Here is a 25,038-nt window from a genome sequence, read left to right as displayed (position 1 = left end):
GTGAAGCGAGGTGAATGGCCGTGCCCGGAAAAGCCCGTCCCTTCGTCCTTGCCCTGCTTCTCTTCCTCCTTTGCTCGCCGCCGGCCCTTGCGGCCGAGGACAGCGCCGTGGAGAACATGTTTCCCAGCCGTTCGCCGGTGGACGGAGAGAACGAACTTTACGAGCAGTTCAACCTGGACAGCTATTACTTCGATGGCAACTACGGCTTCACCGAAGTGTTCCGGGAGGCTTGGAACAGCCTTTGGGGAATGGCCTTCGTGGTGGAGATGGCCTTCCTCAAGATGGTGATCTACATCTCCCAGCTGGTCATGGTGCTGAAAATTTTCGATCCCCTCGCCTCCCTGGTTTCCGATCAGGTCAAAAAACTGGGGGGCTCCTTCTTTGGAACGGTCCTCGACGGCCTGCTCATCATCATGAGCACCTGGATCTTTATCCAGCTGTTCCGGCGGCGCATCGCCCAAACCGCCAAGGAAGTGGCCTGGGCCATCCTGGTCCTGGCGATCGGCACGTCCTTTTTCGCCAATCTGTACACCTACATGACCAATATTCACGGGTTCACCCAGGCGGTGTCGGGCCAACTGCTGCTGCAGGCGATGGAAACCGCCAACGGCCGGGCCATCGTCACCGATGAACCGGAAAAGGCGGGACAAATCCAGGCGGGAAACAAGATTTGGGAAAACTACGCCATCATCCCCTGGCAGCTGGCCACCTTCGGAAAGGCGATGAAACCCGGCTCGGAAATTTCCCCCGATTCCTCGGACCCGATCGCCCGGGACACCTACCTTCTCCTCTCCTCCACCGAGGATGAGAGGGAAAAACTGGTCAAATCCTGGACCGAAGGGGACAATCCCCGTTATCCGTCCATGACCAGTTGGTCCGGCCTGATCGGGCGAACGGCGGTCACCTTTTTGAACGGGCTGGCCATTCTGATCTTCGGGTTTTTTTATCTCGTCCTTTCCCTGTTCGTCTTCGTCACGAAAATGCTCTTTCTGATCACCTCGGCGATGGCCCCCTTTGTCTTCCTTTTCGGCGTGTTGCCCGGAGCCGGGGTTTTCGCGGTCTTCAACTGGATCAAGGAATGGCTGAAAACCGGACTTTACGGCATCGTGGCGGCCTTCCTCGTCAGCATGTACATGCTGCTCTCCACCAAGATGTGGTCCTTCGTGGATGAATACGGCTGGCTCCTGGGCGGTCTGGTTCCCCAGCTCCTGCTGGTGGGGGTTTTGGCCTGGAAACCGGTGAGGGACCGGGTGATTCAATTTTTCAAAGCTCCCTTCGGGGCTCCCGGCCACGTCATCCGGAACATCCCGGCCCAGCCCTTCAAGGTGGTTCAGGAAAAGACGGGCGAATCGGTGCAGCGGGTGGTGGATCGGACCTTCGAATGGAAAAAAAGGCGGCCGGAAGCGGGTTCCGGAATCAAAAGCTCCGGCGGCGCGCAGCGGGGATACCTGCAGCGCATCTTCGGGGGAGCGGCGTCCCAATCCCCGAAAGGCGCCGGGCCGAATGCCTCCCGCCCCCTCCGCGCCCGGGTGCCCAAACCGCCGCAAGCACCGGCCAAGGCCCCTTCCCATGCCTTTTCCGCCTTTGCCTCCCATAAGGCGCCGGCCAGCGGGCGGCTGCGGAACCGCCAGCTGATCTCCCCGGATAGCGATATCCGGGGACGGGTGAATCCTTCGGCCAGGGATCGGATCCGACCGGCGTACCGAAACGGAAAAGTGAACCTCAAAGGATGGAAGGGCCGATGAAGCGAAATGCTTCCTTCCGACGCCCGTCCCGTTCCTATCGGCGCCTGTTCGTGATTTCCTTGGCCATCTGGCTCATCGTGGTCTTCTCCATCGTGGGGGTGAGCCGCTGGATCAAGGAGCGGGCGGCATCCCCCGTCCCCCCCGAAAAGGAACCGGCTTCCGCCGAAAGCGCGGCGTCGGGCGCGATTCCCGGATCCGGCGCCGAAGAAGAGCCCCCGGCCGCAGACGATGACACGCCCCGGCCGATCCCGGAAGAAGAGCGGCGGCAGGCGGAGCGGGTGGCCGAAAAGTTCGTCCGAAGGATTGTCACGATGCCCGAAGGCGATTCACCGGAAGCCGTGGCCAATGCGGTCCGGCCCTACGTGTCCCGGAGTTATTACGAGGCAATCCGGGAATCGATGAAAGTGGACGAACCGAGAAACATCCGGGAGTTGACCCTGTGGCCGGTGGAACCCCCCCTGCTCGAAGGGGGGCTCAGCTTCCAGGCGGTGGTGGTGACCGAAGACGGCGAGGAGCTTCATCTGTGGTTCTCGATGAAAAAGGACGGAAAACGCTGGATCGTGTGGCGAAGGGAGGAGGGCTTCCGGTGAGTGTCGCCGGACGATGGCTTCTGTATTCCCTGTTGTCGTTTCTGCTGATCACCCTTTCCGTCGTCCTCCTGACGGTGCTGCTCGTCATGGGCATCAACCGGGACCCCATCCACCACGTGGCGGGAAAGCCGAACAAACAGGCCTTAAAACAGATTCCCTCCGAATTTCTGGACATCTATCAGGAAGCGGGAGCGAAATACGGGATCCCGTGGAATGTCCTCGCCGCCATCCACAAGCGGGAAACCAATTTCGGCAAGACCACCCGCCCGGGGGATCCGGAGCGGAAAAACATGATCTCGAGCAAGGGTGCGATCGGCCCCTTTCAGTTTCTGCCCTCGACCTGGGAAGCCTATGGCGTCGACGGAAACGGCGACGGGAAAGCCGATCCCTGGGATGTGGAGGATGCCGCCCACGCGGCGGCCCGGTACCTGAGGGATCACGGAGGACAGGAGGATCTGGAAAAGGCCCTGTGGCACTACAATCACGCCTCCTGGTACGTGGAAGACGTCCTCCGGATCGCCGAAGGGTATTTGGACCAAACGGAAAATCCGACCTTCGCCGCCGCCTTCCCCTTTCAGTGGCCGTTGCCGGGAACGGGCCCGGAAAGCATTTCCTCCGGATTCGGTTACCGAATCCATCCGATATTGAAAACCCGCCGCTTCCACGACGGGATCGACATCCCCGCCGCGACGGGCAAACCGGTGATCGCCGCAACGGGGGGCGTCGTCCGCTTCGCCGGAAAGCTGGGCGGGTACGGCAACACGGTGATCCTGGAAACGGTGGACGGGATTGAACTCTTGTACGGACACCTTTCCTCCATCGAAGTCCGCCGGGGGGAACACGTCAAGGGAGGACAAATCATCGGCGCCGTGGGAAGCACCGGCTTCTCCACGGGTCCCCATCTCCATTTCACCGTGCGAAAAAACCGGATGCCGGTCGACCCCTTGAAATTCTTTCAACCGTAGGGACAAATAAAAAACCCCACCCAAAATTCCGCAGGTGAGGCCGATCCATGAACAGATCAGTCAGATTGGTTTTTTCCGCGTTCCCGAATGTATAAGGCCATCAGCACCAAGGATCCCAAAAGCGACATCAGAAGCAATATTCCCGAAGCGTTCTCCACAGCCCGGCTGAACATCGACACAACCCCCCTCATGCTGCTCGTCCTCGCACGGGTTGCCTGCTCTTCGGGAGATCGGTAGCGCCTATACCACATATACTATATATTTTTCTCTTTGTACAGTGAAATTTGACGGTCCGGAGGCCTGCCCGCCCCGAAGCATCGCGAAAAAACTTCAGCCGCCTCGCCACGAACCGGAAAAGACGAAGCGGCGCGGGACGGCCGCAAAAGCGGCAGTCCCTTTTTTCTCGGCCGAGGCGCATTCCCTGCATAAAGACCCATCCCGTTCAAAGCCGGCTGTAGGAAATATGCATGATCGTCAGGGAAGAAGAAGAGCTGGAGTTCTGGGTGCGGACGCCCCCCCTGCAATGGAATCGTATTGCTCCAGGCGACAGGTTTCGCCGTCCACCACCACCGCCAAACAACCGGACATCACCGTCGCAAATTCCGTCATCCCCGGCCGGTGCGCCTCGGAAACAGATTCCCCCGGGGCTTCAGGTATCCTCGGTGCAGCTCGATCATGCGTGGGAGCCGAACAACGGCCGGCGACAAAAACATCGTCGGGACTCATCCCTTTGAGTCCATTCCTCTTCCGTCGCCCTCGGCGTATCAGATAAAGCCTTCGTTTTGGGAAGTGCAAGATTTAGGCGCGGACCGGCCCTCCTCTGCTTCGGAACGGCGGTCGTCTTCTTCGGGCTTTTTCGCCGGAAACCAACGGGATCCCCAACAATGGGGATCGGACCTGGCCCTCCCGGATGAAAGCCGGGATCGGATTTTGTATCGAAATCACCGGGATCCAGGGGAAAAAAGAAACCGGAACGGCGGAAACGGGTCATCGAAGGTCTGAAGCAGGAAAACCGGTATGATTCCGCTCAAATCGTCCGGATGATGGGAGCATCTCACACAGCCCCCGGACGGCAGCGCAGTTTTCGCAGAAAGGGAGGATATCCTTGAAGTGGAAAGGAATGCTTCTGATCGCCCTTGCGGTGATCCTCCTGGGCTTCTTCCTCTATATGATTTTCTCCGATCCTTCTCTGGCCTTGAAACCGTCGGAGGTGGATCCCGATTTTCCGATTCCGGCCCGAAGCGAAAGAGTGGAGAAACCCCATGCGAACAAAGGATGGACCTTTTATGAAATCTGGCCTCCCCTCAGCGGAAAGCAGTTTGGGCAATATCTTCAGGAAATCGAAAAGCGGGGATGGAAGCAGGTGGATCAAATGGGGCGACTGCACGTCTTTGAAAAGGACGGAAAGCGAATGCTGGCGGTCCTTTACGGAGAAGAAATCTCTCTCCTGCTTTCCAAGAAAAGATAAAAGCGGGTCGGCCCGGTTTTCCAGTGAAAGCCGGGCCTTTCATGTCCCAGCAAGAGCCTTGAAGCGCGGCTCTTTCCCTCCCGGCGCTAAAGATGAGGGGCCAGGCGGAAAAACAGGAAAACGGCAACATGGGAGAGCGCCCAACCGGCAGGAAGCATCCATACCGCCCCCCACGCTCCGAAGGTGACGGCTCCCATGACGGCGGACAACGGAAGAAACCCGATCTGCTGAAGAACGAAAACGGCTTTTTGACAAGCGGCGCGGGCCGGAAAACCCGATTGCGACCAGACATCGAACATCCCGTTGGAGAAGCGCCACTCCCTCCAAACGGAACGCCCCCACAGGAAAAACAGAAAGGAAAACAAAATCCAGCATCCCCACCGCAAAAGGGGCGGGGTCACCAGGAGGGCGAAGGCGCAAACCGCGACAAATTGGAAATATGGAATCATCTGCTGACCGCTGCGAAGAAACGATTTGATCGCCGCCTCCGCCACGATGTGGGAAGCGGTCCGCCGGCGAAAGAGGGAATTTGAGCGGGGAAACAGCCAGGGCCGCTTCCTGACCCCCAATCTCCGATGCACCACCCCCGACGTCTGCAAAAGGAGGGCGGCCCACCGCAACCGCTGGGCCCGCTCATAGTCGATTTCCGGGAAAAAAGCCCCTTTCTGCCGGCTTCTAAGCCACGCCAGCAGGCTCCAGCATCCCGCGAGGGACGCCGCTCCCGCGTAAAACCCAAAGGGATGGGCGTGATTTCCGATCCACACAAAAGCGGCCCCGCCAAGGCCAAGGATCAATCCGTTCATCAGCCCCTTGAGCAGCATGCCGCCCATCCCGGCCAAAAATCTCCGGACAATGGCCAAACACGCCTTGGCCTGCCACAGGAAAAGCCAGATTCCCACCAGCGAAGGCAACGAGAAATCGATCTTGTAACGCAGAAAGGGTGCCATCAGAACCAATAACAAAAAGCTTTCCAGGGCTCGCTTTCCCCAGCCGAACCAGAGGCCCGCAAGGATGAATGTTTTCATCCAGTCCGAACGCTGCCACATAAAGAGCTGGTCCGCCGGTTCCAGATACAGGCGGAAAGGTCCGGACCAGGCAAACAGGAAAGCGGCCGTCCAAAGCAAAGGCGACGGTACCTCCGCCGTCCATGCCGCTTCTCCCCTCCACCAGGCGGCGTACCGCTCGACAAGCAGGATCAGCCCGGGAACCACCACATACAAGGCCACCGTCCAATCGACCACGGTGCTGAAGACGCGAAATTGAAATCTCAGATCCGCTTTCCACCTGTTGAAAAACCAGCGGCGCGGCGTCACGATCCATCCTCCTTAAACCGAGGTGAATGCTTCAAAACAGTCCATCAGCGAGGCGCCCTCCCGCCCGATTTGCCGTCGAAGCCGATTCAGGCTCCCCTGGGCGACGCACCGCCCCTGATGGAGCAAGAGGAAGGAATCGCAGATTTTTTCCGCCGTGTCCAGAACGTGCGTGGAGAGCAGGACGGCCGCCCCCCGCCCCCGCTCCTCCTCAAGCAGCTGAAGCAGCGTCTTTGTCGCCCGCGGATCCAGTCCGATAAAGGGCTCGTCCACCACATAGAGGTCGGGTTGCAGCAGGAAGCCCGCCACAATCATCAGCTTCTGCTGCATCCCCTTGGAAAGGGACCGGGGAAGATGATGCCTCGCCTCCTTGAGTTGAAACCGCTCCAAAAGCTCCAGAGCCCTCCCTTCAAAGGCCGCCCGCGGCATGCCCCAGACGGAGGCGGCCAGCTCGAGATGTTCCCACACGGTCAGGTCTTCGTAAAAGACCGGGTGTTCGGGGATGTAACCGTATCGGCATCCCTCCTTAAGGTGCACCCGTCCCTCCACGTGTCCGAGAAAACCCAGAATGGCTTTGATGGCGGTGCTTTTTCCGGCGCCGTTGGGTCCGATCAGCCCCACCATCTCCCCGGAGCGCAGGGAGAACGCCACATCGCGCAATATCTCCCGCCCCCGGGCGTAACCCGCCCGCTCCAGCTTGACCCGCAAGATCTCCATGTTGTTCCGTCCTCTCCACCGGTAAAGGCATCATCTTTAAAAAACCTTCGGCATCAAGGGGAACAACCCTTTTCCGGTACCCGATGAAAAGAATGCTGATCTGCTTCACCGAAGCGCTGTAAAGAGAAACACCGGCCCTTTGTCTCCGGCGGAGGCAGAAGACGGAGCCATCCCACCACCGGAGCAAAACCAAAAAAATCCGGACGGAGCCGTCCGGATGCCTACGACCAATCTCAAAATTTTGGGGGGGCGATTTTCCGTCCCGGCTCCACACGGCAGAGCCCGCCCGAAAACATCGCCTCCCCGCTGCCTCACTCCCCCACTGCCGCATGCCGCCTGTCCCGCTCCCGGATGTGACGGGTCAATTCGGCGGTCATCCGCCAGTGGAAGAAAGGGGTGATCAAATAGATTCCCTGGAAGTATTCCAGAGCCGCGTCCACCAGCTCCCGGGCGATGGCCACCCCTTCCCGGCGGCCCTCCTCCTTGTCCCGGCACCGGCGCAGCCGCTCCATGACTTCCGGGGCGATTTTGATGCCCGGCACCTCGTTGTGCAGAAAAAGGGCGTTCCGAAACCCGGTAAGGGGCATGATCCCGAGGAAGACGGGAATGCCGACATGCCGGGTCGCCTCATGAATCCGCCTGATGGTTTCGGGGTCGTACACCGGCTGGGTCATGACGAAATCGGCCCCGGCCTCCACCTTTTTCTCCAACCGGCGGACGGCGGCCTCCAGATTGTGCACGTGGGGATTGAAGGCGGCCCCGACCACGAAACGGGCCCGCTGTTTGAGGGGTTTTCCGGAAAAGGAGATCCCCTCGTTCAGTTGCTTCACCATCCGGATCAGGTCGAAGGAGGAGACATCGTAGACGGAACTGGCCCCCGGCAGGTCGCCGATCCGCGTCGGATCCCCGGTCACCACCAGCACCTGGTCGATCCCCAGCGCCCACAGCCCCATCAGATGGGACTGTTGCCCGATCAGGTTGCGGTCCCGGCAGGTGATGTGAACCAGGGGCTCGATGCCCCGGGATTTCAATATGGCTCCGAGGGCCATGTTGCTCATCCGGGCCGTCGCCATCGAATTGTCCGCCAGGGTGATCGCGTCGGCTCCGGCCTCCTTCAACCGGGCCGCGCCGTGAAGAAAGCGGTCGATATCCAGATCGCGGGGAGGATCGTATTCGACAATCACCGTCCGGCCGGTCCTTACCTTTTCGGTGATGGCCGGATCTTTCCGGGGCGGCTGAACCGCGAGGGAGACGGACTCCCCTTCGGGGGAAGCATCCTCCGGATTGATCCGAGGCAGGGGGGAAAGCCCTTTCAGGGCTTCGGCCATCGCCCGGATGTGCCGCGGCGTCGTCCCGCAGCAGCCGCCGATCAGGCGAACCCCCTGCTCCCGCAGCCTCAGGGCGCTCTCCCGGAAATACTCCGGCGACGACTTGTAGCGGTACTCGCCGTCGGTGATCCCCAGGCGGCCGGCGTTGGGAAAGGCGGACAAGTAAAGGCCCTCCGGCACCACCGCCTGCTCCAGGGAACGAAGGCACTCCGCAGGCCCCAGCCGGCAATTGAGACCCACTCCGTCGACGCCGGCCTCCTTCAGCCGTCGAAAGGCTTCCGTCAGCGGGTAGCCGTCCCGGGTCCTTCCCACCTCGATCAGGGCCAGTTGGGCGATGAGGGGAGCCTCCGTCAGGGGACGAATCACCTCCACCGCCAGCAGCAGCTCCTCCAGGTCCAGAAAGGTTTCCAGCAGAATGGCGTCCGCTCCGGCATGGAGCAGGGCCGTCGCCTGCTCTTCGTACATGTCCCGGTATTCATCCTCGTCGTAGCGCGGGACCCGCCCCGCCAGGATCGAGCCGATCGCCCCCGCCACGAAGGCTTCCGTCCCCGCCACTTCCCGGGCCAGGGTGACGGCGGCGCGGTTGATCCGGGTCACTTTCCCCTCCAGGCCGTAACGGGCGAGCCGTTCCCGGTTGGCCCCGTAGGTGTTGGTTTCCAGAAACCGGGCTCCCGCCTCGAAGTACGCCCGGTGCACTTCCCGGATCAGGTCCGGCCGGGTCAGGCACAGTTCTTCATAGCAAAGACCGACCGGCACTCCCTGCTGGTACAAATAGGTGGCCATCGCCCCGTCCCCGACAAGCAGATGCTCCTTGAGGTGTTCCTTCAGACATCGCTTCTCCCCCACCGGTCTCCCCCCTCGTTTTTTTAAAGGTGTCCAGGCAGGAGCTGTGCCGCGACCTTTCCTTCACAGGCCAAAGCGTTCACAGCCCCCGGCCGCAGGCAAAGTGCGAATTCCGCATCTTTCGGGCGTCACAAATCACAACACGCTGAAATAACGGGCCTCGGGATGGGAAAAAACCATCGCCGACACCGACGCTTCCGGTTCCATCATGTACCCCTCCGTCAGCCGGACGCCGATCGCCTCCGGCTCCATCAGCCGGAACAGCTTTACCTGATCCTCCAGATCCGGGCAGGCGGGATAGCCGAAGGAAACGCGGATTCCCTGGTACCGGGCGGCGAACCGCTGTTTCATCGTCATTTCCGGCGGATCCGGAAATCCCCACCGTTCCCGCATGATCTGATGGAGCCGTTCGGCGAAGGCCTCCGCCAATTCCAGGGCCGCCGCCTGAAGCAGGTGGGACCGGAAGTAATCGCCGCGCTCCTTCCAACGCTCGGCCCGCTCCCGGATCCCCGCACCCGCCGTCACCACCAGGAAGCCCACCGCATCCATTTCCCCGGACCCGACCGGTCGGAGAAAGTCCGCCAGACAGAGGTACGGCTCCTTTTTCTGCCGGGGGAACGAAAACCGTTCCAGCACCCGCGCCGGCTCCCGGGGATCATAGATGAGGATGTCGTTCCCTTCCCCCTGGGCGGGGAAAAAGCGGTACATCCCCCGGGGCCGGATCCAGCCCTTTTCCTGGGCTTCCGAAAGGAAGGCGTCCACTTCTTCCTTCAGCCGGAGGGCTTTCCGGTCTCCCTTGGCAAGGAGCTTTTCCACGTCGCCCCGGAGGCCCAGGTGCTTGCCCAGAAGCATCTGTTCGTTCAGATAGGGGCGAAGATGATCGATGGAAACCTCCCGCAGGATGTGCCGCTCAAAATCCGGCGGTTCGAACACCGGGACGTCCCGCCGGACGGAAGAGCGTCCCTCCGCCCCGAAAGCGGTCGGGCCGCCGCTTCCTCCGCCGGTGCGCCCCGAGGCGCGCTCCCGCCTCCTCCCGAGCTCGCCCGCCAGCTTTAGCCGCTCCTCGCCGTCCATCAACCGGTTGGCAAGCTCCAAGCCCTCCATCGCGTCCTTGGCGTAGAGGACGATCCCGGAATATTCCGGGGCGATTTTCGTCTCCGTGAACTTGCGGGTGAGGGCGGCCCCGCCAACCAGGATGGGAACCTCGATGCCCGCCGCCTTCAGATCCTGGGCCGTCACCACCATCTGCTGGGCCGACTTGACCAGGAGTCCGGAGAGGCCGATGGCGTCCGGTTTCTCCCGGCGGCAGGCCTCGATCAACTGCTCCGGAGCCACCTTGATCCCGAGATTGACCACCTCGTAACCGTTGTTGGACAAGATGATGTCCACGAGATTTTTTCCGATGTCGTGGACATCCCCCTTCACCGTGGCCAGGAGAATCTTTCCCCTCGAATGGGTGTCCGCCTTTTCCATGTGGGGTTCCAGGAAGGATACGGCCGCCTTCATCACCTCGGCGCTCTGCAGCACCTCGGCGACGATCAATTGGTTGTCGTTGAAGAGGCGGCCCACCTCGTCCATCCCCTTCATCAACGGCCCGTTGATGATCTCCAGGGGATCGTACCGGCCCAGCGCCTCCTTCAGATCATCGAACAGCCCGTCCTTGGAACCCTCCACCACATACCGGGCCAACCGCTCCTCCAGGGGAAGGCGGTGCGCCGGCTCCGCCTTCTCCTCTTTCTTCCGCCGGTAGAATTGGGTGAATTCGCCTAATACCGCCTCGTAGTTTTCCCGGGTTGTCCCGAAAAGGAGCCTCTCGGCGAGCCGCACTTCCTCCGGGGGGATCGACGCGTAGCGCTTCAGCCTCTCCGTATTGACGATGGCATAATCCAACCCCGCCTTCGTGGCGTGGTAGAGAAAGACGGCGTTCAGCACCTCCCGGCCCGCGGGAGGCAAGCCGAAGGAAACGTTGGAAATGCCCAGGATGGTGGCGGAGCGGGGAAAAGCTTCTTTGATCAGCCGGATGGCCTCCACCGTCTCCCGGGCGGAGCCGATGTAGGCTTCGTCACCGGTTCCCACCGGAAACACCAAAGGATCGAAGATGATGTCCTCGGGCGCCACCTTGTATTTCTCCGTCAACAATTCGTAAGAACGGCGGGCCACCGCCAGTTTCCGCTCCCGATCGACGGCCATCCCCCCTTCGTCGATCGTCCCGACGACCACCGCCGCCCCATACCGGCGCAGGAGGGGAACCACCGCGGCGAAGCGCTCTTCCCCCTCTTCCAAATTGATCGAATTGATGATCGCCTTCCCCTGGGAATGGGTGAGGGCCCGTTCCACCACCGCCGGATCCGTGGAATCGATCATCAGGGGGACTTTCACCCTTTTCACCGCATGTTCGAGAAACCGTTCCATGTCTTCCAGCTCGTCCCGGTCCGGATCGGCCAGGCAGACGTCGATGATCTGGGCGCCGCCCTTCACCTGCCGGCGGGCGATCTCCGCCGCCTCCTCATACCGGCCGGCGGCGATCAGCTCCCGAAATTGGCGCGATCCGATCACGTTGGTCCGTTCGCCGACGAGGAGGGGGCGGCTCTTCTCCTCCAGGAAGACCGCCTCCACCCCCGAAACCCCCGGCGGATGGGATGAAACCGGCCGCCTGGGCCTCTTCCCCCGCAGGGCCTCCGCCAGGGCGCGGATGTGCCCCGGCGTCGTCCCGCAGCAGCCCCCGGCGATGTTGAGCCAACCGGCATCGGCGAAAGCGGCCATCTTCGCCGCCAGCGACGAAGGCGTCTCGTGATACCGCCCCTCTTCGTCCGGCAAACCCGCGTTGGGGTAACAACTGACCGCGCACCGGGCCAGCCCGGACAGGGTCCGGAGATGATCCCGCATGAACTCCGGACCGGTGGCGCAATTGAGGCCGACGGCCACCGGCCGCAAGTGCTCCACCGACAGATAAAAGGCTTCGATGTTTTGACCGGCCAGCATCGTTCCCATCGGTTCGATCGTCCCGGAAATGAGGAGGGGCACCTCCTTCCCCAATTCCTCGAAGGCCCGGCGAATCCCGATGCCCCCCGCCTTCACGTTGAGGGTGTCCTGGGCCGTCTCCAAAAGCAGCGCGTCCACGCCTCCCAGAAGCAATCCCCGGGCCTGCTCCCGGTAAGCGTCGACCAGCTGTTCAAAGGTGACGCCGCCGGTCAGGGAAAGGGTCTTGGTCGTCGGCCCCATCGCGCCCAGGACGAAGCGGGGCTGCTCCGGCGTCGACCACCGGCGGGCGGCATCCACCGCCAGCCGGGCCGCCCTCCGGTTGATCTCCTCCGCCCGCTCCCCGAGTCCGTACTCCTCCAGCACAATCCGCGTCGCCCCGAAGGTGTTGGTTTCGATCAGATCCGCCCCGGCCTCCAGGTAAGCCTCGTGAATCCTTCGGATCAGGTCCGGCCGGGTCAAATTGAGCGCCTCGTTGCATCCCTCCAGCGCCTCCCCGCCGAAATCGCCGGCGGAAAGTCCCGCCTGCTGGAGCATCGTGCCCATCGCGCCGTCCAGGATCAGGATTTTCTCCTCCATGCGTCGAACCAAGGGGTGCTTCTCCATCGGCCATCATCCTTTGCAAAAAAATAACCTTCCATCTCTGACGGATGAAAGGTTGGGCGAAGGTCCACACTCTCATCTCCCAGAGATAGACTCTCTGCAGGAATTGGCACCACATCGGAATCCCTTCCGATAGGTTGCCGGGCTTCATCGGGCCAGTCCCTCCGCCTCTCTCGATAAGAGCGCTCTCAAATATGAAGTTGTCCGTTCTCCCGAAGCGGGGCGCTTTCCTTCCCGCAGCTGTTTCTGTTCATGATAATCAATCGGGCCCGGGACTGTCAATACGCTGTCAAAATCGACGGGGCGGTTGTGGCAGGCGCCCTCACCCGGTTCTTATCCGCTCACCTCCTCCTGGAAAAGCATGATGAGGTTGCCGCAGGTGTCATCGATGACGGCTTGGTACCCCCCTTCGGTTTTGACGGGTTCCACGGCGAAGGTGACCCCCCGTTTCTTCAGCCGCTCGCACTCCTTCTGCAGATTCTCCACATAAAACACGGTGCAAGGGATTCCCGCCTCGTAGAGAGTTCTCTGGAACACCGCGGCGGCGGGCCGGCCGTTGATTTGGACGGCGGGATTCCAGTTCGGTTCCAGCAGCAATTCGAGATCGTCGGGCCCTTCGGGTGAAACCACCGTCAGCCACCGGGCCCCTCCCGCCGGAAGGTCCCGTTTCTTCACAAAGCCCAAAACCTCCGTGTAAAACCGAAGGGCCTTCTCCTGGTCGTCCACAAAAACGCTGGTCACTTTGATTCTCATCCATGATCCTCCCTTGCCGGGTTTGGCTCCACAGCCCCTTTCCATTATTCCCCCGTTCCGGCCGGCCGTTTTCACCGAACGTCCTTGGTGGGGGCGACCCACACCTCGCCGGTACCGGAAAAGTGATAAGTGAGGGAATCCTTTTCCTTGCCGGTCACACTGAGCTGGACGGCCCCCCGCCGCAGAAAGGCATAGGCGCCTTCCAGCTGCATTTTTTCCCCGGCCATGGGCAGGCACATGATCTCCTGCGGAGAAACGGGCAACCGGAGCACACAGGCGCCGGTGCCGGACAGTTTCACCTGCAGGAGTTCTTTCTCCTCTTTTTCGTCCGAAGCGGGAAGCTTGATCCGGACGGGGCTGACGCCGACCGTCGTGTCACAGGCGACAAACACGTCTTCGTCGACGACAATCTCCTCCCGCTCCAACCAGAGAAGCTGATAGTGATGATAGGACGGTTTCAGATAGATTTCGCCCTCCCCGCTGTAGACGGGAAGCATGAGGGGCTGCTTCACCAGCGATTCATTCGCCAAGATTCCGGTCATCGCCTTCCGCAGGATTTCGGAGGCGGTCCCTCCTTCCCCCGGTTTGGTCTTCACGGCGAGGTTTCCCTTGAAAAACTGGAGCGCCCCCTCCGCAGACCGGGCCTCCCCTTCATTCAGAACAATCCGAATTTGACGCAAAGGGGTCCCGCTTTTCTTCACTTCCTTGTACTCGAGGATCTCAAATCGGCTTCCCTCGATTCCCTCCATGAGATCGACGACAGCGAACAACCGGTCGTTGGAATACACGCTGTACAACGCTCTCAGTCCCCTTCCCCTGCACTGCTCCCCTCATCCACCTCCATTTTACCGGATGGACGGCGCCAAGACGACAAGCCGCGGCGCTTTTTTGCCGGATTTGAGAGGCGGAGGGCCATCAAACGTTTCCGCGCGGAAAGGATAAAAAAGGCCCCTTTCCGCCGGGCGGGCGCCGGAACCGGCGCTTGCCGAAAAGATGGCCGCCCGCCGCTTGCAAAAGGAGGCACGCCCCTAACGAAGGGGAGACACGCCTTCCGGGGCTCCCATCCAACCGCATCCCGGCGCATTCCCATCGCTCCCCCGCCACCCTGCCAATTACGGGTTGCTCGGTCGGCCGCACCCGGCCCGGCCGGATCGGCTTTGGGATGGCCTTCATCGGAATCTCCGGGATTTTCGCCTTCTCCCGCTTCATCCCGCCGGCCTGTCCCGCACCGGCGCGGAAAAAGCAGGGAAGCAAATCTCCGCCGGTCTGGTCATCCCGTCTCCCTTGCGGCACCGGAGGCCCGGAAGGCCCGACCCTGGCGGGAGATTCCCGACCGATCTTCCGGCCATCCTGTTCGGTTTCATCTTCCGCTTCCCGGACGAACGCCCTCCCGGGATGGGCTGTAAAAAACGGGATGAAACAAACGCGGTGCGCGGGCCGTTCTTCGGGTATGATTGAATGCGAAGGAGGAATCATCCGCGATGGCTTTCCTGCGTGCTTATCGATTTCCCCTCATCCTGCTGGCCGCCATCGCTCTGGGCAGCGTGATCGGCTTCGTCCTGGGGCCCAAATCGGCGGTGCTGAAACCCCTGGGGGATATTTTTCTGAACCTCATGTTCGTGATCGTGGTGCCTCTGGTGTTCGTCACCATCAGCAGTTCGATCGCCAACATGTCCAGCCTGAAGCGGCTGGGCAAAATCGTGGGCTGGATGCTCCTCATTTTTGTTGTCACCGGCGTCGTCTCTTCCCTGTTGATGCTGGGAGCCGTGAAAATGTTCAACCCGGCGGAGGGAGTGAACATCGCGCTGGAGGAGCCGGAAGAGCAGGCGGAGATCACCCTGGGCGAACAGCTGGTCCAGACGGTGACGGCTCCCGACTTCCGGGATCTCTTGTCCAAGGAACGAATGCTGGCGCTGATCCTGATGGCCGCCCTCTTCGGGATCGCAGTCAGTCAGGCGGGAGAAAAGGGGGAGATGGTGGCCCGGGGCTTGTCTGCCCTGTCCGAGGTGTTGATCAAGCTGGTGGGGATCATTCTGTGGTACGCCCCCATCGGCCTGGGCGCCTATTTCGCCGCGCTGGTGGGGGAATTCGGCCCGCAGCTGGTCGGTTCCTACGCCCGGGCGGTCGCCGTCTACTATCCGGTGGCCCTCTTGTATTTCATCGTTTTCTTCACCCTTTACGCCTTCCTGGCCGGAGGAGGAAAGGGCGTCCGCCGCTTCTGGAGCGTAATCCCCTCTCCGGCGGTGACGGCGCTGGCCACCGGCAGCAGCGTGGCCACCATCCCCGCCAACCTGACCGCCGCGGCCAAGCTGGGCATCAAAAAGGATGTAAGGGACGTGGTGATTCCGCTGGGTGCCACCATCCACATGGACGGCTCCTGCATCAGCGCCATCCTGAAAATCTCTTTTCTGTTCGGCCTGTTCAACATCCCCTTTGAGGGGATCGACACCTATTTAACCGCCATCCTGATCGCCGTCCTCAGCGGGGTCGTGATGTCCGGGGTGACCGGCGGCGGCTTCATCGGCGAAATGCTGATCGTCACCATGTACGGGTTCCCGGTCGAGGCCCTGCCCATCCTGGCCGTCATCGGAACCCTGGTCGATCCGCCGGCCACCATGGTCAACGCCTCCGGCGACACCGTGGCCAGCATGCTCATCTCCCGCTTCACCGAAGGAAAGGAATGGATGAAAAACGCCCTGAAGGAAAATGCGTAAAACCCCGCTTGAGAAAAAAGGCTTCGGAAAGGACGATTCCGAAGCCTTTGCTTTTTCCCGTCACGGCTTCATCCGACCGGCCAGCATCTTCCCCCCCTCCGCATCCCAGCGAAAGGTGACCACCGCCAGTACCAAAAACAGGACGGCGAACGCCAACAGAATCAGGATCGGCAGGACGATTCCCGACGCATCGCCTTCCAGCGAGTGGCGGAAAGCGTCCACAAAATGGGAAAAGGGCAAAAACCGACTCAGCTCCTGCAACCAGCGGGGCGATCCGTCCAGCGAATAAAAGGCTTCGCTGACAAAGAGCATCGGCAGGGAAAAGAGGTTGCAAATCATGCTCACCTGGGCTTCGTTTCCCGCCAGATTGGCCACCAAAAAGCCGAGGCCGGTAAAGCAGAAGGTTCCGGCGAGCAGCACCGGAAGCATCAGCAAGCTTTCTCCCCATCCGACGTCCACGCCGAAGGCGATCGCTCCGGTCGCGACCACAACGGCGCCGCTCAACAGGGCAACCAGGGCCCGGGCGATCGTCAGGCTTAAAACAAAGGCGACCGTCGGAAAAGGAGTCGCCCGGAGTAACTTGTAAACTCCCCGGTTCCGATGGGACAAGTTTTCAAAGGCGATGCCGAACAGCGCCCAGAAAAACACCCCCATCGCCGCCGTCCCGGCCAGCAGCCGGCCGCGATATTCCGGCGAGTCGAAGACAACCCCGAGCCCGATCAACAGGCCCACCGGAAAAACCACCGACCAAAACAGGGAAATCCGGTCGCGCAAGGCGCTCTTCAAAAGAATCCGCAATGCCGTGTTCATCCCTTTCACCCTCCGAACGCAGGCTAAACAGTCAATTCGAGGTACAGCTCCTCCAAATTCCCGACCCCGTACTGTCGCGGCAGGGATTCCGGCGATCCCTCCGCCCGAATCTCTCCCCGGTGGATCAGAATCACCCGGTCGGCCAGCTTTTCCACCTCCTCCATGTCATGGGAAGTGAAAACAATCGTCGTGCCGGATCGGGACAAGCGGCGGATCAGGTCGCGAATCTCCTTTCGCGCGCGGGGATCCAGCGCCGCCGTCGGTTCGTCCAGGAAAAGGACCTGCGGCCGGTGAACGAGGGCGATGGCGATGGCAAGCCGCTTCTGTTGTCCGCCGGACAGACGGGACGCTTCGGTGCGCTCCGCCTCCGCAAGCCCGCACCGCTGCAGTATGTCCCTCATTTCTCCGGGCTGAAGCCGCATCCCGTAAAAGGCCGCAATCAGCTGCAGATTCTCCGCGGCCGTCAATGCCGGAAAGAAGGGCGTGGCCTGCAGCTGGACCCCCAGGTGTTTCCGGGGATCTTCACACCAATAGGCAACGCTTCCCCCGTCGGGAGGGCGCAGTCCCAGGATCATCTCCAAGGTCGTGGTCTTCCCCGCTCCGTTGGGACCGATGAGCGCCACCACCTCATTGGGGTGAATGTCGAGATCGATCCCCTTCACCACCGTCCGTCCGCCGTACCGTTTCACCAATCCGCGGGCCCGGATCAAGGGGTCCATATTCTCTCCCCCTCCATTTGTTTGGTCAATCTTATTTAATCAATATTTAATACTCAATGTTGAGTATATCATAACACAGCATCCTTTGCATCGTCAATCCTTTTTCGCGAACCCATCCCGTCGGGAGGCAAGGCCCTTCCAGGCGCTGCCTCCTCCGCTCACTTCCTCAAGTTTCTAATCCCGCCCGATCTCATCCAAGGGAAAATCCACAAGCGGCTTCGGCTCCGTATCCAAAAGCCTCCGCAGGGTGCGGAGAAAACGCAAATGGACCTCGAAATGCTCCCGGGCGCTCGCAAAGGCGGCCTGGATCACCTCCGGCAACGGCCATGCCTCTTCTTTGGCCGCTTTCCCCGTCAACCACAGATTCCGCTCCGCTTCCACCCTGGCGATCTGCTCATCCAGAGCGGCCTTCACCTCCTCCCGGGGCAGATCGTCCAGATAACTCAGGGCAATGTAAAAGGCGATGGGCAAAGCCACCGACGGGGTGCGCAGCGTCTCCTTCAGCCGACGCCGATATTCCTCTTTCCCGGCCGGGGTGATGCCGTAAATGGCCTTTGAACGGTGGCCGGTATGCTTCACCGCCTGCACTTCGACCAGCTCTTCCTTCTCCATTTTCTTCAGCGCGTGATAAATCGATCCCGGCAAAATGTTCGCCCACTTTTCGGTATGGGAAAGCTGCAAAAACTGCTGGATTTCGTACCCGGACATGGGCTTTCTGGACAGCAGTCCCAACACCAACAGCCGAACCACTCTCCGTCACCTCCGTCAACCATTTTAATAAACAAATTTGGATATTATAAGGGATGCAAGGATGGGATGACGGTCCCGCCGCGGAAAGGCTGATTCCCCGCCCCCTATCGCCGGCGTCCATCCTCCCTTTTCCCTTGCTTCGGACTCGCACGGGCAAAGGAGCAGCCGGATGTGAATCCGGATTTCCCCCGCTCTCTGCTCCGCGCAAGTCACTCCGCCGCGGAGTTCACCACGCTTTCGGCGCCGGCGAGTCCCGGGCCGGAACCTCCTTCGCGGCGGGCGGCATCCCCCGTCACGAAGGGGTCGAAGAAGCGTCAAGGGGCGAAGGTTCCTATTCCTCCGCCGGATTGGCCAGGGCGATGCGGCCCGGTCCGCCGACCGCACCGCAACGGCCCGGAGCCGATCGCCCTCCCGCATCCCGGCAGAAATGTCCCAAAGGTTTCAAACAGGCGGGTGGCAGCACCGAAGCCCATCCTCCCGGGAAGCCCCTCCCGCTTCGCCTTCCGACTCCGATCCCCCCCCCTCTTCCGTCAGGACGATTCCCCCAACAACCGCTCCAAAAGAAAACCCCGGCGCGACCGCATCCCTGGGATGCTCGGCTTGGCCTCCGCGGAGCATCCTCCTTTTTTCCGTTTGTTTTTCCCGCCTCCCATAAAGCCGCCCGACATCCTCCGGATCACTTGTCAGAAAGCCGACCCCTCCACAAAAAAGGCCCGCCGACGGCGGGCCCCGCTGCCGATGCGCCGCGGACCGGTCTCCCCTTTAAGCAGATCGGGGAAGAGACTCCGAAAAACGGCGCGCCTCACCCTTCCACGGCGCCGCGGACAAATCCGCCCGCGGCCTCCAGGCGGGCGCGGGCCTCCTCCGCCGTGGCGCCGGTCCGGATCATCACCAGCGCCACCTTCACCTGATGGTCCGCCGCCTTCAGCGCGCGCTCCGCCTCCTCGTAGGAAACCCCCGTCGCCTTCATCAAGATCCGGCGAGCGCGATCCATCAGTTTCTCATTGGTGGGCTTCACATCCACCATCAAATTTTTGTAGGTTTTTCCCAAGCGGACCATGGCGGCGGTGCTCAGCATGTTGAGCACCATCTTCTGGGCGGTCCCCGCCTTCAGCCGCGTCGAACCGGTCAACACCTCCGGCCCCGTCACCACTTCGATGGCCACATCGGCGACGGAGCTCATGCGCGACCCCCGGTTGCAGGAAAGGGAGATCGCCTTCGCGCCGATTTCCTTCGCGTACCGGAGCGCCCCGACCACATAAGGGGTTCTGCCGCTGGCGCTGATCCCCACGACCGCATCCCGGGCCTCCAGGCGAATCCCCTGCAGGTCCCGCCTCCCCGCTTCCGCGTCATCTTCAGCCCCCTCCTTGGCCTGGAACACCGCTTCCCTTCCCCCCGCCATCAAGGCAATCGCCCGGGAAGGATCCAGTCCGAAGGTGGGAGGAAGTTCGGAGGCATCCAAGACGCCCAACCGGCCGCTGGTGCCGGCCCCCACATAGATCAACCGGCCTCCCGCCCTGAAGGATGCCGCGATCGCCTCCACCGCCTCGGCAATGGCCGGAAGGACCTGTCTCACCGCTTCGGCCACGGTCCGGTCTTCCTCATTCATCAGGGTGACGATCTCCAGCGGGCTCATCTCATCCAACCCGACGGATTTCTCATTTTCCCTCTCCGTCGTCAAATGTTCCAGCTGCTCCATCCCACATCCCCCTCACGGTTTGTTTCCAAGGTCTCCCCCACGGCAAGCTTCTTCATCGGCGCGATGTTTCCCTTCCGCCGACAACTCCCGGTTTCATTTTTTTAAGTGTAGATTAAACTCTCATCGGGAAATGGATAATGAGAGAAAATAACCAGAATTCTGTTGAAAACCTCTTTATATTTTTATCGAAATATACTAACATGAGACGGTGGGAGTTGCGATTTCTTCAAATGGAGGGATGGATGTGACCAACGGCGTCATCGGAGATCTGCTTCGACATCGTGTGCGGTTGTCACCGGATCTGGAAGCGGTGGTGACGCGGACCAAGCGGTTGACGTTCCGCGAATACAACGAGACGGTCAACCGGGTGGCCCATTTTCTTCTTCAGAACAATATCCAAAAAGGAGACCGGGTCGCCATTCTCTGCAAAAATCTGCACCCGTTTCCGGTCATCTATCTCGCCGCGGCCAAGATCGGCGCCGTCGCCGTGCCCATCAACTGGCGTCAAAAGACGGATGAAATCCGGTACATACTGGAAAATTGCACGCCGAAGATCCTGTTCTACGACGGCGACTTCCAACAGGTGACTCCGCTTCTGGGGAATCTCCCCTTCATCCAGCAGGAGATCCGGGTCGCCAACGGGGAAGACACCACCGGCTTCGATCATCTGATCCAGGGGTATCCGGCGGATGAACCCGAGGCGAGCGTGGAGGCAAGCGATCCCGCCCTGATCATCTACACCTCGGGCACCACCGGGCGCCCGAAGGGGGTTGTCTGCACCCACTCCAACCTCGACAGCGGAAGCAACTCCATTGTGCGGACCCTCGACCTGCGGTATCGGGACCGCTTCTTGTTCGTCACCCCGCTCTTCCACATCAGCGGGATGGTTTTCACCATCACGGCACTCGCCCGCGGAATCACCCTGGTGCTCAACACCCAATTTCATCCCCTGCAGATCTGGGATCTGATCGAATCCGAGCAGATCACGGGCATGTTTTCGGTTCCCTCCATGCTCAGCTACATGTATGAGATCGTGAAAACCCAGGACATCGTGGCGCCGACGCTCCGCATGATCGTTTGCGGCGGATCCCGGGTTCCGGAACACCTGATCTCCGGGATGCACGAGTGGGGCTTCCATGTGGTGCAGGTATACGGAGCCACCGAATTTACCGGAGCCGCCACTTTCTGGCTGCCGGAGATGGGGATGGAAACCTGCGGCTCCGCGGGTAAACCGGTTTTCTCGACCGAGATGAAAATCGTCGACCCCGTCACGGGCGAAGCCCTGCCGCCGGGTGAAATCGGCGAAGTGGTTTGCCGGGGTCCCCTCGTCTTCGCCGGATACTGGAACAACCCGGAGGCCACGGAAGAGGTGATCCGGAACGGTTGGTACCACACCCGCGACGTGGGCTACATGGATGAAGACGGCTTCCTCTATATCGTGGACCGCCTGCGGGACATGATCATCACCAGCGGGGAAAAGGTGTTCCCGGCCCAGGTGGAATCGGTGATCGAACAGCTGGAAGAAGTGGAGGAATCGGCCGTCGTCGGCGTCAAGCACCCGGTGTGGGGAGAGCTGGCCCGGGCCTATGTGGTCCTGAAGGAAGGCGCCCAAATCGCGGAAGAAGAGATCATCGCCCACGTGCGGAAGCATATGGCGGACTATAGCCTGCACGAAGTGGAGTTCGTCAAGGAACTGCCGAAAAACAGCATGGGCAAAGTGATGAAATATGTCCTTCGCAGGCACGCCAACCAACCGGGCGCCTGATAGCCCGCCGCGGGCCTGAAGTAGCACAATCCTTATCTGCCCCGGGGAACCATCCCGGGGAAAAAGGAAAAACAGGCTTGCTGCGACGCTTGTTGCCGCGGCAAGCCTCTCTTTCTCTCACCGGAGGAAACGGTTTTATCAGAGAAATGGTGCGCCGGAAAACCCACATATAAGCGGGACGGATATGAGAAGAATGCGCAAAATCATTGTGACGGAATCCATAAATGGATGGTATGATGGATAGGAGTGGATTTTTTGCAGCTTGCTGTTGTCCCCACCTTTTTTCAACCCATGTTCGGGTAAATCCGGGAAGGCAAACTCGTACCCATATCCCGATCCCGATAAGTAGCATTAGGGGGCTCAATCCGGACCGGCAATATTGATTTAACTGATTTTGAAGCGCCTTGTGCTTCTTTTGGGCACGCTTGGCAGAATATATGGCAAAAATCAGGGGTGAGCTGAAGAAAAAACGGGGAATGTATTGGTCACGTTTTAAAAAAGTGTTTTCATGTGGGAGGAATACTCATGTACTTCTTGGCCATCGTATGCCCGCCGCTTGCGATTTTACTGACGGGAAAACCATTTCAGGCACTACTGAATATCATTCTTTGCATATTAGGGTGGATTCCGGGAGCCATCCATGCAATCTTGATCGTCAAAGATCACAAAGAAGAAAAACGCCTTAAACGCTTAGCGAAGTTACAAATGCAAATCCAATTGCAAAATCAAAAGCACGAATAGAACCGGCCGCGTGCCGGATTTTTTATTTTGGTCCATCGTTCTGAGAACAGCAATTTTATAATCTTCACACACAGCCCGTCTGTATCAAAGGATCGGGTTTGCAGTGAGTCCGTTCAAGATAGCGGCAGAAACGCCGTTCCTTTTGTCATTTGACAGATACGGCCGGTACTTTTCGGTTGAATCGCCCAAGGGGTTTTGATCCTATCTGTCGTGGGTGCATCATCTGCCAAAATTCTCTTGACCGGTTCAGTCGATCGGCTGAAATGCCTGGTCTCATCGCCAGCCGGCAATCGACCCTTCTGAAGTCAGATCCGGTGGATCGTCGTACTGCTTGGGATCGGATAGTGTCCTTTCGGCCAGCATGGCATAACCTTTCGCTTTTCTTCTGTAGCCCAATTTTTTGCCGCCGGTGCATTCTTTACCGATTCGCCTGGACAAATTTTCTTATCGCCCTTCCAATCCCCTCCGGAATTTATTGGATTTTGGTGCCTTGTTCTCGCTTCCGTCGACCAAAGCGCCTTCGCATCCTCTTCCGTTTTGATCATGACAAAATCCATGAAAACCGGGCAGCCCCTCATGACTGGATGAGAAGCCACCGCCACCCGGTTCTCCGCCCCTCAATGCCGTCCAAACAACGTCGGGAACATGCGCCCTTTGTTCCCAGCATATCACTTCCCGGTGAGTCGGAAAGCTCTCTTCTGGCCGATTGATTGATGGCATCCGGCCGTCACCCGCATGAAAGAACCCTCGCAAGAATCGGCCTCAAATCCGGAAGCCCCCGTGCCTTTCTTCGCCTTCCCCGGCGAGATCCCACCTTGCACGGATCGGCCGGCTCCCTCCCCTTCCCGCACAGACGGCGCTTGCCGCTGCAGGCCGCCATCCGGTGAAACCGCAAAAAGAAACGATGAATGCATCCTCACCCCGTCGATTTTTCGAAGGGGCCTTCGAGGACCCGTTCGGCAATATAGGATCCGATCCTGAGGGAAGCGGTGGCCGCCGGCGACGGGGCGTTGCAGACGTGCACTCCCCGCTTGGACCGGAGGATCACAAAATCGTCCAGCAGCCGGCCGTCCCTGGACAGCGCCTGGGCGCGAACCCCCGCCGGGGCGGGGATCAGGTCGCCGCCGTTTATTTCCGGAAGGTACCGCCGGACCAACCGGACCATCGCCCCTTTGCTGAAGGAGCGGACCAATTCCCCGATTCCCTCGGGCATGTGCCGGAAAGCGATCTTCCAGAAGGCGGGATAGGCGAAGACTTCCAGCGCGTCCCGCAGGCAAATATCCCGCTTGCGGTACCCCTCCCGCTTCAGGGCCAACACCGCGTTCGGCCCCACGTGCACCGTCCCGTCGATCATGCGCGTGAAATGCACCCCGAGGAACGGAAAGGAAGGATTGGGAACGGGGTAGATCAGGTTTTTCACCAGATGGCGCTTTTCCGGGCGAAGCTCGTAATACTCCCCGCGGAAGGGCACGATTTTCAGATCAAGCGAAACCCGGGCCCTCCGGGCGATCCGGTCGCTGAACAGCCCGGCGCAGTTGATCAAAAACCGCGTCCGCACCGTTTCGCCGCTTGTGTGCACCTCCGTCCATTCCCGGTGTTCCTCGATCTCCTCCACTCCGGCGGAGGTCCGGATCTCGACCCCCTTCTCCTCCGCCATCGCCGCCAGCACCCTTAATACCCGCCTGAAATCCACGATCCCCGTGTCCGGAACGTAAAGGGCCTCCAGCCCCCGGACGTGGGGCTCTTTCTCCCTGAGCTCCTCCGGCGTCAGTTTTTTCAGCCGCAGGCCATTCTGGATTCCCCGGCGATACAGGGCTTCCAGCTGCGGCCGTTCCTCTTCCCTGACCGCCACGATCACCTTTCCGCACCGCTCGTGGGGAATGTCGTGCCGCCTGCAAAAGGCGTACATCGCCCGGCTCCCCTCGACGGCGAAACGCGCCTTCAAACTCCCCGGCCGATAGTAGATGCCGGAATGAATCACCCCGCTGTTGCGGCCGGTCTGGTGCAGGCCGAGGGAGGGCTCCTTTTCCAACACCAGGACCTTCGCCCCCGGAGCGGAGGAGACCAGGTGATACGCCGTGGAGATCCCCACAATCCCCCCGCCGATGATCACAAAGTCGTACATCCGTTTTCTCCTCTCCTGCTCCCTTTTTATCGCCAGTTTACCACACCCCCGCCCAGGTTCCGGAAACAAAAACCCCCGGCGCCCACGTGGTCAAGCCCCAAAAATGTAGACACGTAAAAACACCCGGCTTATGCGGCGTGCTGACGCCTGTATTCTACAGGCGTCAGCTTGTTTAATTTCAGTTGAAGCCGCTCCTCGTTGTAAAAACGAATATACCTTTGAATTAGGATTTGAGCCTGCTCAGTATCTTGGATATGATGGTGTTGGAGAGCTTCTGTCTTTAAGTGGGAGAAGAAGCTCTCGATTGGGGCATTGTCCAAGCAATTGCCTCTTCTTGACATGCTGGATCTGAGGCCAAACTGAGCTAGCATGTGATGGTAGTCATGGGACGTGTACTGGAAACCACGGTCACTG

General features: G+C 60.3%; 19 protein-coding genes and 1 riboswitch. Of the genes, 7 read left to right on the top strand and 12 right to left on the bottom strand.

Translation table 11 applies throughout. From position 1 onward, the window contains the following. The first annotated feature begins 20 nt into the window (after positions 1 to 20). The 4 genes from BM063_RS11030 to BM063_RS11005 all read left to right on the top strand — a co-directional run bounded on the left by BM063_RS11030 (position 21) and on the right by BM063_RS11005 (position 4,768). Positions 21 to 1,745, top strand: coding sequence for a hypothetical protein (locus BM063_RS11030; protein ID WP_143085325.1), 1,725 nt, complete (start codon positions 21 to 23; stop codon positions 1,743 to 1,745). Then, on the top strand, positions 1,742 to 2,335 hold the full coding sequence (locus BM063_RS11025) for a hypothetical protein (RefSeq protein WP_092038949.1): 594 nt from the start codon (positions 1,742 to 1,744) through the stop codon (positions 2,333 to 2,335). Before BM063_RS11030 ends, BM063_RS11025 begins: the two co-directional genes overlap by 4 nt. Next, positions 2,332 to 3,300, top strand: a complete 969-nt coding sequence (locus BM063_RS11020) for a peptidoglycan DD-metalloendopeptidase family protein (protein ID WP_092038946.1) — start codon at positions 2,332 to 2,334, stop codon at positions 3,298 to 3,300. Before BM063_RS11025 ends, BM063_RS11020 begins: the two co-directional genes overlap by 4 nt. Positions 3,301 to 4,405: 1,105 nt before the next feature. Next, entirely contained in the window at positions 4,406 to 4,768 is a 363-nt protein-coding gene (locus BM063_RS11005; protein WP_092038942.1) for a hypothetical protein, read from the top strand. A gap of 86 nt (positions 4,769 to 4,854) precedes the next feature. Here the strand turns inward: BM063_RS11005 and BM063_RS11000 are convergent, their stop codons facing one another. The 6 genes from BM063_RS11000 to BM063_RS10975 all read right to left on the bottom strand — a co-directional run bounded on the left by BM063_RS11000 (position 4,855) and on the right by BM063_RS10975 (position 14,089). Beyond that, positions 4,855 to 6,081 (bottom strand): ABC transporter permease, encoded by a 1,227-nt coding sequence (locus tag BM063_RS11000; protein ID WP_177199112.1) that lies wholly within the window; start codon positions 6,079 to 6,081, stop codon positions 4,855 to 4,857. Between the two features lie 12 nt (positions 6,082 to 6,093). Beyond that, the gene (locus tag BM063_RS10995; RefSeq protein ID WP_092038938.1) at positions 6,094 to 6,795 is read right to left on the bottom strand and encodes an ABC transporter ATP-binding protein; all 702 of its coding nucleotides are present in this window, start codon (positions 6,793 to 6,795) and stop codon (positions 6,094 to 6,096) included. Between the two features lie 311 nt (positions 6,796 to 7,106). Continuing rightward, positions 7,107 to 8,969, bottom strand: a complete 1,863-nt coding sequence (locus BM063_RS10990; RefSeq protein ID WP_092038936.1) for a bifunctional homocysteine S-methyltransferase/methylenetetrahydrofolate reductase — start codon at positions 8,967 to 8,969, stop codon at positions 7,107 to 7,109. Positions 8,970 to 9,101: 132 nt separating this feature from the next. Beyond that, positions 9,102 to 12,551: a methionine synthase gene (gene metH / locus BM063_RS10985; protein WP_092038933.1), complete on the bottom strand. Its 3,450-nt coding sequence runs from the start codon at positions 12,549 to 12,551 to the stop codon at positions 9,102 to 9,104. A gap of 69 nt (positions 12,552 to 12,620) precedes the next feature. Next, positions 12,621 to 12,731, bottom strand: a riboswitch (SAM riboswitch). Positions 12,732 to 12,881: 150 nt separating this feature from the next. Next, positions 12,882 to 13,301, bottom strand: coding sequence for a VOC family protein (locus BM063_RS10980; protein WP_092038931.1), 420 nt, complete (start codon positions 13,299 to 13,301; stop codon positions 12,882 to 12,884). 71 nt (positions 13,302 to 13,372) lie between these two features. After that, entirely contained in the window at positions 13,373 to 14,089 is a 717-nt protein-coding gene (locus tag BM063_RS10975; RefSeq protein WP_245752237.1) for an AIM24 family protein, read from the bottom strand. A 693-nt stretch (positions 14,090 to 14,782) separates the two neighbouring features. On the opposite strand from BM063_RS10975, the gene BM063_RS10965 reads away from it, so the two are divergent. Beyond that, positions 14,783 to 16,015, top strand: coding sequence for a dicarboxylate/amino acid:cation symporter (locus BM063_RS10965; RefSeq protein ID WP_092038925.1), 1,233 nt, complete (start codon positions 14,783 to 14,785; stop codon positions 16,013 to 16,015). Between the two features lie 60 nt (positions 16,016 to 16,075). Here BM063_RS10965 and BM063_RS10960 read toward each other — a convergent pair whose 3' ends face one another. The 4 genes from BM063_RS10960 to murQ all read right to left on the bottom strand — a co-directional run bounded on the left by BM063_RS10960 (position 16,076) and on the right by murQ (position 19,993). Beyond that, positions 16,076 to 16,825: an ABC transporter permease gene (locus tag BM063_RS10960; protein WP_092038923.1), complete on the bottom strand. Its 750-nt coding sequence runs from the start codon at positions 16,823 to 16,825 to the stop codon at positions 16,076 to 16,078. Between the two features lie 23 nt (positions 16,826 to 16,848). Next, positions 16,849 to 17,544 carry an ABC transporter ATP-binding protein gene (locus BM063_RS10955; RefSeq protein ID WP_092038921.1) on the bottom strand — a complete coding sequence of 232 codons (696 nt, stop codon included), beginning with the start codon at positions 17,542 to 17,544 and terminating at the stop codon, positions 16,849 to 16,851. A gap of 174 nt (positions 17,545 to 17,718) precedes the next feature. Beyond that, positions 17,719 to 18,294: a PadR family transcriptional regulator gene (locus tag BM063_RS10950; RefSeq protein WP_092038919.1), complete on the bottom strand. Its 576-nt coding sequence runs from the start codon at positions 18,292 to 18,294 to the stop codon at positions 17,719 to 17,721. An 802-nt stretch (positions 18,295 to 19,096) separates the two neighbouring features. Continuing rightward, positions 19,097 to 19,993 (bottom strand): N-acetylmuramic acid 6-phosphate etherase, encoded by an 897-nt coding sequence (murQ, locus tag BM063_RS10945; protein WP_092038917.1) that lies wholly within the window; start codon positions 19,991 to 19,993, stop codon positions 19,097 to 19,099. Between the two features lie 238 nt (positions 19,994 to 20,231). Here murQ and BM063_RS10940 point away from each other — a divergent pair, with 238 nt between their 5' ends. Next, positions 20,232 to 21,758 (top strand): class I adenylate-forming enzyme family protein, encoded by a 1,527-nt coding sequence (locus BM063_RS10940; protein WP_092038915.1) that lies wholly within the window; start codon positions 20,232 to 20,234, stop codon positions 21,756 to 21,758. Positions 21,759 to 22,283: 525 nt separating this feature from the next. Next, the gene (locus BM063_RS10935) at positions 22,284 to 22,499 is read left to right on the top strand and encodes a YqaE/Pmp3 family membrane protein (RefSeq protein WP_092038913.1); all 216 of its coding nucleotides are present in this window, start codon (positions 22,284 to 22,286) and stop codon (positions 22,497 to 22,499) included. Between the two features lie 916 nt (positions 22,500 to 23,415). Here the strand turns inward: BM063_RS10935 and lhgO are convergent. Continuing rightward, complete coding sequence (lhgO, locus tag BM063_RS10930; RefSeq protein WP_092038911.1) at positions 23,416 to 24,624, bottom strand: L-2-hydroxyglutarate oxidase; 1,209 nt, start codon at positions 24,622 to 24,624, stop codon at positions 23,416 to 23,418. A gap of 128 nt (positions 24,625 to 24,752) precedes the next feature. After that, complete coding sequence (locus tag BM063_RS10925; protein WP_092040967.1) at positions 24,753 to 24,995, bottom strand: IS3 family transposase; 243 nt, start codon at positions 24,993 to 24,995, stop codon at positions 24,753 to 24,755. Positions 24,996 to 25,038 lie beyond the last annotated feature (43 nt).

Origin of the sequence: Planifilum fulgidum (genome assembly GCF_900113175.1) — a bacterium.
GTDB lineage: Bacteria > Bacillota > Bacilli > Thermoactinomycetales > DSM-44946 > Planifilum > Planifilum fulgidum.
This window is presented reverse-complemented; position numbering and strand designations above follow the sequence as displayed.